This window comes from Prosthecobacter dejongeii (assembly GCF_014203045.1).
GTDB classification, from domain to species: domain Bacteria; phylum Verrucomicrobiota; class Verrucomicrobiia; order Verrucomicrobiales; family Verrucomicrobiaceae; genus Prosthecobacter; species Prosthecobacter dejongeii.
This window is the reverse complement of sequence record NZ_JACHIF010000012.1, coordinates 182,901-190,311: the sequence shown is the minus strand read 5'-3', so window position 1 is coordinate 190,311 and position 7,411 is coordinate 182,901. Positions and strand designations below refer to the sequence as shown.

The following is a 7,411-nucleotide window of genomic DNA, read 5'->3' as shown; positions in this document are numbered from 1 at the left end:
ACCCGTTCCCATTCCGAACACGGAAGTGAAACGCTGTTGCGCCGATGATAGTTGGGCGATAGGCCCTGCGAAAGTAGGTCGCCGCCAGTTTATAACCCCTCCTCTTCAGCAATGATCAGGAGGGGTTTTTTTTGCTATTCTTTAATTGCAGACTCAATAGATATACTTTATCGGGATTTCATCATGTTGCCTGAAGAACTTCAATCCATCAATCAACGGCTCCAGAGTGCCAGCCCTCTGGAAATCATTCGTTGGGCCATCGATCAAGCTCCCGAATCCGCCCTTGTGACGACAAACTTCCGTCCCTACGAGGCGGTCATTTTGCATCTGGCGACTCAGGTCCAGCCGGGTATTCCAGCGTTGTGGATTGATCACGGCACGAATCTCCCTGAAACCTATGTTTTTGCAGAAAAGACGCGTGAAAAACTGAGCCTCAACCTGCTGCCTTACCTGCCTAAGATGACAGCTGCTCATTGGCTCGCACTCAACGGAGGCCAAGTACCGATGCCGGATGAAGTGGAACGTGTGGAATCCTTCAGTCGCATCATGAAATTGGAGCCTTTTGAGCGTGGCATGCGCGAGCTGGCACCGAAGGTCTGGATCACCGCACTTCGTAAAGAGCAAAATCCGCAACGCGCGGCCACGCTCCATCCGGTGATGTGGGATGCAAAGTTTCAGTGTCTCAAGATCAACCCAATCCTGGAATGGACGCCGGTGGAGATGGATGCCTACCTCGCCGAGCACGATCTACCCAACGAGCGCACCTATTACGATCCTGCCAAGGGCGACGAGAAGCATGAGTGCGGTCTGCACGCCAAATTGGTCACCGATAAACAGTAATTTTCATCCCGATTCTCCCGAGCGAATGTCCTCTATCACACATCTTCAGTTCTTAGAAAGCGAAGCGATCTACATCCTTCGTGAAACCGCTGCCCAGTTCCAGAAACCTGCCCTGCTTTTCTCAGGCGGGAAAGACTCGATTGTGATGGCTTGGTTGGCTCGCAAAGCCTTCTATCCTTCCAAATTGCCGTTTTCTCTACTGCATGTGGATACGGGGCATAATTTCCCTGAAGCCATGACTTACCGGGATTGGTTCGTCGAAGAAATCGGTGCTAAGCTCGTGGTGGGCAGCGTGCAGAAGAGCATTGATGAAGGGCGTTCCCAGGAAGAAAAGGGCATCAATGCCAGCCGTAACAAACTGCAGACGGTCACTCTCCTGGACACCATTGAGGAAAACCAGTTTGATGCCTGCTTGGGTGGCGGTCGCCGTGATGAAGAGAAAGCTCGTGCGAAAGAGCGCTTCTTCAGTCATCGCGATGAATTCGGCCAGTGGGATCCTAAAAACCAGCGTCCAGAGCTTTGGAACATTTTTAATGGACGGAAGCATTTCGGCGAGCACTTCCGCGTCTTCCCGCTCAGCAACTGGACCGAGATGGACATCTGGCAGTACATCCGCCAAGAAAACATCCCGCTGCCAAGCCTCTACTTCAGCCACAAGCGCAAGATCATTGAGCGCCACGGCCAGCTTCTGGACACGGAAACAGGCTTCATCCCACTCCTGGACGAAGAAAAACCTCGCGTGAAAGAAATGGTCATCCGCTTCCGCACGGTGGGGGATGCGACTTGCACGGGCGCCGTGGAAAGCACAGCCAGCACGATTGATGACATCGTCGCTGAAGTTGCCGCAGCTCGCCAAACCGAACGTGGCACGCGTGCCGATGACAAGCGTTCTGAGACCGCCATGGAAGACCGCAAAAAAGAAGGTTACTTTTGATTCATCACGAGAGCCCTCTGCCACCAAATTTCATCCCTTTCTGACTCCATGGACGTTCTCGTCAATCCCACTGAATCTTCTCTTCTTCGTTTCACCACCGCTGGTTCGGTGGATGATGGCAAAAGCACACTTATCGGCCGTCTTCTTTACGATTCTAAATCCATTTTTGAGGACCAACTGCTCGCGGTGGAGGAATCTTCCAAGCGCCGTGGTGATGGCCATGTAAACCTGGCGCTTTTGACCGATGGCCTCCGCGCGGAGCGTGAGCAAGGCATCACCATTGATGTGGCTTACCGCTACTTCGCCACGCCGAAGCGCAAGTTCATCATCGCGGATACTCCGGGTCACATCCAATACACGCGCAACATGGTCACCGGGGCTTCCACGGCTGACCTTGCGATCATCCTCATTGATGCTCGTTTGGGTGTCATCGAGCAGACCATGCGCCACACCTACCTCGCTAGCTTGCTGCGGATTGGGCATGTGGTGTTGGCGGTGAACAAGATGGACTTGGTGGACTTTGATCAGGCGGTTTATAACAAGATTGTCAGCGACTACATGGCCTTCGCCGGCGGTTTGGAAAACTTGCCGAAGATCTGCCCCATCCCGATGAGCGCCTTGAATGGTGACAATGTGGTGGAGCGTTCCGTCAATACCCCTTGGTATACGGGCCCGAGCTTGCTGGAGCATTTAGAGACCGTGCAGGTGCATGCCGAAACGGCTGCAGATGCGGCTCGTTTCCCTGTCCAGTGGGTGATTCGTCCCATCTCGGATGCGGCCGATGCTCGCTTGGGAAACCTTCATGACTATCGTGGTTTCGCCGGCCGTATGGCTAGCGGCACCTTCCGCGTGGGTGATGAAGTCATCGCGTACCCGTCCGCGATGAAGTCCACCATCACCGGTATCCATACCTTTGAAGGCCCACAGGAAGAAGCGATTCCTCAGCTCAGCTACAGCCTGACGCTGGCCGATGAAATTGATACGAGCCGCGGCGGCATGATCGTGAAGGCCAGTGAGCCGGTCGAGACTAACCAAGAGTTCGACGCGATGATCTGCTGGTTTGCTGACAAAAAGACCCTGAAGCCACGTGGCCGCTTTCACCTCCGCCACACGACCAATGAGGTCCGTGCGGTGGTGACGGATGTGCTTTACAAAGTGAACATCAGCACGCTGGAGAAATCTCAGGAGAGCAAGGAGTTCGGTCTCAATGACATCGGCTCCATCCGCTTGCGTGTATCTGCGCCGATCTTCTTTGATTCCTACACCAAGAACCGAACGACGGGTAGCTTTGTGCTGGTGGATGAGCAGACGAACAACACCGTGGCCGCCGGGATGATCCTGCGTCCTGTGGTGGATGCTCAGGATGAAGATGCAGAAGTAGCGATCTAAAGAGAGCTCTTTCGACAATGATATTTAAAGAGGCGCGGGAATTTCCCGCGCCTTTTTTGGAGGAATGATTGGGTCGGACTTCCGTGGCGAGTCGGGTGTGGTTGATGAGGTGAAGCGACTGAGGCAAGAGCCTTTGTTCGTATCCTTCTTTTTGTTAGACTCGGTGTTTTTCCTTGAATTGGTAGCTGGGTGAGGAGGCGAGGCTTCCCAGAAAGACGGGTAATCCGGCGGTAGGGTGCTAGAGCTTCCGGGATGACTTACCGCCGGACACACCCGTCCTACAAATGAGGGGGGGGAGCGAACGATGTCCGTTTTGTTCGGCTAATTTTCGACGGTGGCGGCGCTGGTAAACATGACGGCGTGTTTATCGTAAACCGTCTTAGCGCCCACGAGATCTGCCAGGTATTGAATGGCATCGGTGAGGGGAAGATTGCGCAAGTTGAGCGACAGCGTTTTGCTGGCTAAGGTGGGATCCTTGATGATGATGTTAGGGATGACTTTGCCATCGGTGGCGGTTTTGGAGAGGGCGCGCAGGCCTTCGACAGCTTCTTCCAGAGTCACTTCGGAGAACTCGATTTTAGCGAGCAAAACCCCTTCGTAGCTCTTCTTTACGGAGACGATTCCAGCTTTCCTTTGAGAACGAATTTGGGCCAGTAGAGCTTTTGTTTCGAAGTGCTTGGGATTCCGGGCTTCCACCTGCGCGAGCAGTTGGTAGGCAGTTTCGATGTCTCCTTTGTAATAGGCGGAACGGCCCATCTGGAAGAGTTGGTTTACATCATCTGCCGCGATTGCGGCCCCAGCACATGCAGCCATCATGGTGACGACTGCCAAACGAACTCCGACACGATGCAGGAATGCTTTCATAGGAGGGGGGATGGAAGGTTGAATTCCAAGGACGATTTCACCAGAAATGATTGTGAATGACAAGCTGGATTTTGTTTTGGCCTAATCAAAGGTTCTCCAAGATGGGTGGTGCGCGTAGTTCATAGCATTGTTTCATGACGCGTTTCCACTTTGCTCAGTTGTTGTGTTTGCTGCCGTTAAGTTCGTGCCGTCTCCTGCCGCCTGCGGCGACTCGGCCCGTGAAGAAACTGGTTTTTGAACCTGTGAGCGGGGAGGCCAAAGAGTTGGTGGTGATGCTACCTGGGCGTTACAGTTCGCCGATGGAATTTGACCGTGAGGGAATGGTTGCGCTGGTGCAGAAAAACAGGCCTAACGCACGCGTGGTGGTGCCGGATTTACATATGGGTTATTACATGAACCGCACGGTGGAGGCTTGCCTTTGGGAAGAGATTTTGTCTCCTGCTGTTAGAGATGGAATGAAGGTAACACTGGTGGGTGTGTCCATGGGGGGACTGGGAGCTTTGATCGCAGCGCTCAAATATCCTCAGGCTGTGCAGGAGGTGCTGCTTTTGGCTCCCTATCTAGGAGAGCCTGCTTTGCTGGAGGAGATTGCGCAGGCCGGTGGGCTGGCCTCGTGGAAACCAGGGACGGTGGAAGCGGTGGATAAGGATTCCTCCATGAGGTTGCTCTGGGCTCGTTTTCAGAAGGCTTGGCTACCTACCGGCCAGCGCAAGATTCCCATGGCACTGGCCTGTGGTCTGCGGGACCGTCATCTGACGTCGAATCGGTTCTTTGCGCAAAGTCTGCTCACAAGTGAAAACTATCATGAGGTGCCTGGAGGTCACGACTGGCCCGCCTGGCGCTTGGGTCTTGAAGCGATGTTGAAGTGACCTGCTTGCACGCTGGCATGGCCCCCTCTATGAGTGGCTTTCATGGCCAAGATACGGATCAAGAACATCGGCAAGGTGATCGCACTGCTCATGCGTGGCATCGGTGCGACGCTGCGCTTTGAGGTGGTGGATAAGGCGGGCGCATTCAATACGTCGCGCACGGGATGGATCTGGGCGTTTTGGCATAACCGAATGTTTGTCATTCCGTATGTGCATGAGCTTTGGTTTGCACACATCCCCGGGGCTATTTTGAGCAGCCCCAGTGGCGATGGCCAGATCATTGCAGATGTGTGTGCGACCTTTGGTTTTGAGGCCGCGCGCGGTTCTAGCTCCAAGCCGCAAAAAGGTCTGAGTGCTCTGATCATGATGGCGGAGAAAGTGAAGGAGGGGAGGGACATCGGCATCACTCCAGATGGGCCTCGCGGGCCTATGTATCAGCTCCAGCCGGGCATCATCAAACTGGGGCAATTGACAGGCGGCACCATCGTTCCCGTGCGGGTGGAATACAGCCGCGCTTTGAGGATCAAAAAGAGCTGGGATCAGTTCATGCTGCCGCTGCCATTTTCCACCGTGCGCGTGATCTTTGAACCGACCATGACGGTGCCGCGCAAGATGACCGAGGAAGAGTTTGAAGCCGAGCGGCTAAAGCTGGAGCAGGCCATGGGGCGCGACTAACCGAAGGCTGCCAACGGCTACCGCCTGCTGCTCACAGGCGGGGCTTTACGAATGGTAGGCGCTGAGAAAATCAGGCGATGGAATCTGCCGCAAGGGCGGCATTGCCGATGATGCCGGATTCATTGCTGAATCGAGCGGGCAAGATCTGCAAACGCTCCCAAACCACGGTGCTGAGCATGGACTGAACCTTGCGCTTGAGCGGATCAAAGATCAGATCGCCTGCTTGAGCCACACCCCCGCCGATGACGAAGGCATCTGGGTTTAGCAGCCACGCGATGCTGGAGAGAGAGGTGCCTAACCAGTCGGCGATTTCATCCCAGATCTGGCGGGCGATGTCATCGCCTGCCTTGGCGGCATCGGCGATGTTTTTGGGGGTGCATTCTTCCACGGTTTTTTTCACGTGGGCTTCAGCATAACGTTGCACGGCGTGCTCGGCGATCTCGCGGTTGCCCGTGTATTTTTCAAGCGCTCCCAAGTTGCCATAGTGACCCGAGCGGCCATCGCATTCGATGCTCATCTGGCCGATCTCGCCGGCTGCGCAGCCGCTGCCGCGATAGAGTTGCCCATTGAGGATGAGGCCTCCACCGATGCCGGTGCCCATGGTCAGGGCCACTACATTTTTCAGGCCGCGAGCAGCGCCGTAGCGAAACTCCGCATAGGCCATAGCGTTCGCGTCATTTTCCACCACCACGGGGAGACCGGTTTTTTCGCCCAAAATGGCTTTCAGCGGGACGTGTTTCCAGCCGGGAACATTGGTCAGAACATGAACAAAACCATGGTCGAAATCCACCAGTCCAGGGACGCCGACGCCGATGGCCGCAATGTCTGGGTAAGTCTCCCGCAGTTTGGCCACACGACTGGCCATTTCGCCAATGAGAGCGGCTGGGCCAGGAAAATTAGCCGTGGGGATGGGGGCATCCGTGGTCAGCAATTCGCCGCCGCGGCAGACGCCGAGTTTGACCGAGGTGCCGCCGAAATCAATGCCGACCGAGGTGATAGAACTTTCAGACATGGGTGAGGGCGCGGAGATTGCCCACCAAACGCAGCCCATGCAAGGTCAAATCCGGGTCCACCGTGATGTCGTCCTCCATCCCGGAGATGATCCATCCCGCATCACCACCGGTGGCGACGATGTGGAGAGGACCGGCTGGCAGCTCTTTTTTCAGGGCTACCAGGATGCCTTTGATCATACCGCGATAGCCGATGGCAGCGCCAGCCTGGATGGCACCGACAGTGGATTGTCCGATGGCGGTGTCTGGTTCGCGCAGTTCCACCTGCGGGAGCAGGGCGGTGCGCTCGTGGAGATAATCGGTCATCAGGCGCAGTCCCGGGGCGATGACGCCGCCGATGTAGTGCCTATCAGCCGAAAGGATGTCAAAGGTGACGGCGGTGCCGAAGTCAATGACCACTCCCGGTGCCCCGTGGAGATGAGCGAGGGCGACGGCATTGGCGAGGCGGTCTGGGCCGATGCTTTCAGGCTTGGGGTAACGAATGCCGATGCCCATGGGCGTATCATGACGCAGGACAAGGAGGTCGGGGAAGGCCTGCTGAAAGGCGGCGATGGCGGCCGGGACGACGCTGCAAAGGATGGCCTGGCGAAACTGCCAGCCAGCGACGCTTTCGAGAGCGAGTTCAGGGGTGATGCCCTTCGTTGGCAGGTCGCGGCGATCCAAAAGAGCCTCTTGGGTGGCGAGGCCCAATTTGGTGCGGCCGTTGCCCACATCAATGAGGAGATAGTCGGCTATCATCTGGCTGGTTATGCCCCTAGTGAGAGCTTTGGGCAAGCAAGATGGAAAAACTGGTTGCGAAAAAAGTAAAAGCATCCAATATGACCGCCCCT

Annotated in this window: 8 protein-coding genes and 1 rRNA gene; 6 read left to right on the top strand and 3 right to left on the bottom strand. The window is 55.7% G+C overall.

The window, feature by feature from the left end:
• The 4 genes from rrf to HNQ64_RS22305 all read left to right on the top strand — a co-directional run.
• Positions 1–90, top strand: a 5S ribosomal RNA gene (rrf, locus tag HNQ64_RS22320); the annotation flags it as partial.
• A gap of 93 nt (positions 91–183) precedes the next feature.
• Positions 184–840 carry a phosphoadenosine phosphosulfate reductase domain-containing protein gene (locus HNQ64_RS22315; protein WP_184212865.1) on the top strand — a complete coding sequence of 219 codons (657 nt, stop codon included), beginning with the start codon at positions 184–186 and terminating at the stop codon, positions 838–840.
• Positions 841–865: 25 nt separating this feature from the next.
• Positions 866–1,774: a sulfate adenylyltransferase subunit CysD gene (gene cysD, locus HNQ64_RS22310; protein WP_184212864.1), complete on the top strand. Its 909-nt coding sequence runs from the start codon at positions 866–868 to the stop codon at positions 1,772–1,774.
• Between the two features lie 48 nt (positions 1,775–1,822).
• Positions 1,823–3,163 carry a sulfate adenylyltransferase subunit 1 gene (locus tag HNQ64_RS22305; protein ID WP_184212863.1) on the top strand — a complete coding sequence of 447 codons (1,341 nt, stop codon included), beginning with the start codon at positions 1,823–1,825 and terminating at the stop codon, positions 3,161–3,163.
• A 321-nt stretch (positions 3,164–3,484) separates the two neighbouring features.
• Here the strand turns inward: HNQ64_RS22305 and HNQ64_RS22300 are convergent, their stop codons facing one another.
• The gene (locus HNQ64_RS22300; protein ID WP_184212862.1) at positions 3,485–4,027 is read right to left on the bottom strand and encodes a hypothetical protein; all 543 of its coding nucleotides are present in this window, start codon (positions 4,025–4,027) and stop codon (positions 3,485–3,487) included.
• 134 nt (positions 4,028–4,161) lie between these two features.
• Here HNQ64_RS22300 and HNQ64_RS22295 point away from each other — a divergent pair, with 134 nt between their 5' ends.
• Positions 4,162–4,896, top strand: a complete 735-nt coding sequence (locus HNQ64_RS22295; protein ID WP_184212861.1) for an alpha/beta fold hydrolase — start codon at positions 4,162–4,164, stop codon at positions 4,894–4,896.
• A gap of 42 nt (positions 4,897–4,938) precedes the next feature.
• A complete protein-coding gene (locus HNQ64_RS22290) occupies positions 4,939–5,571 on the top strand; it encodes a lysophospholipid acyltransferase family protein (protein WP_184212860.1) in 633 nt (210 codons plus the stop codon).
• A 70-nt stretch (positions 5,572–5,641) separates the two neighbouring features.
• On the opposite strand, the gene HNQ64_RS22285 is transcribed toward HNQ64_RS22290, so the two are convergent.
• On the bottom strand, positions 5,642–6,583 hold the full coding sequence (locus HNQ64_RS22285; RefSeq protein ID WP_184212859.1) for an ROK family protein: 942 nt from the start codon (positions 6,581–6,583) through the stop codon (positions 5,642–5,644).
• The gene (locus HNQ64_RS22280; RefSeq protein ID WP_184212858.1) at positions 6,576–7,319 is read right to left on the bottom strand and encodes a type III pantothenate kinase; all 744 of its coding nucleotides are present in this window, start codon (positions 7,317–7,319) and stop codon (positions 6,576–6,578) included. The genes HNQ64_RS22285 and HNQ64_RS22280 overlap by 8 nt, the downstream gene beginning before the upstream one ends.
• Positions 7,320–7,411: the final 92 nt, after the last annotated feature.

Excerpts from the sequence above, each read along its gene's own strand:
- HNQ64_RS22280 (WP_184212858.1), bottom strand. The coding sequence starts at position 7,319 with ATGATAGCCGACTATCTCCTCATTGATGTGGGCAACGGCCGCACCAAA.
- HNQ64_RS22305 (WP_184212863.1), top strand. The coding sequence starts at position 1,823 with ATGGACGTTCTCGTCAATCCCACTGAATCTTCTCTTCTTCGTTTCACC.
- cysD (WP_184212864.1), top strand. The coding sequence starts at position 866 with ATGTCCTCTATCACACATCTTCAGTTCTTAGAAAGCGAAGCGATCTAC.
- HNQ64_RS22315 (WP_184212865.1), top strand. The coding sequence starts at position 184 with ATGTTGCCTGAAGAACTTCAATCCATCAATCAACGGCTCCAGAGTGCC.
- HNQ64_RS22300 (WP_184212862.1), bottom strand. The coding sequence starts at position 4,027 with ATGAAAGCATTCCTGCATCGTGTCGGAGTTCGTTTGGCAGTCGTCACC.
- HNQ64_RS22295 (WP_184212861.1), top strand. The coding sequence starts at position 4,162 with ATGACGCGTTTCCACTTTGCTCAGTTGTTGTGTTTGCTGCCGTTAAGT.
- HNQ64_RS22285 (WP_184212859.1), bottom strand. The coding sequence starts at position 6,583 with ATGTCTGAAAGTTCTATCACCTCGGTCGGCATTGATTTCGGCGGCACC.
- HNQ64_RS22290 (WP_184212860.1), top strand. The coding sequence starts at position 4,939 with ATGGCCAAGATACGGATCAAGAACATCGGCAAGGTGATCGCACTGCTC.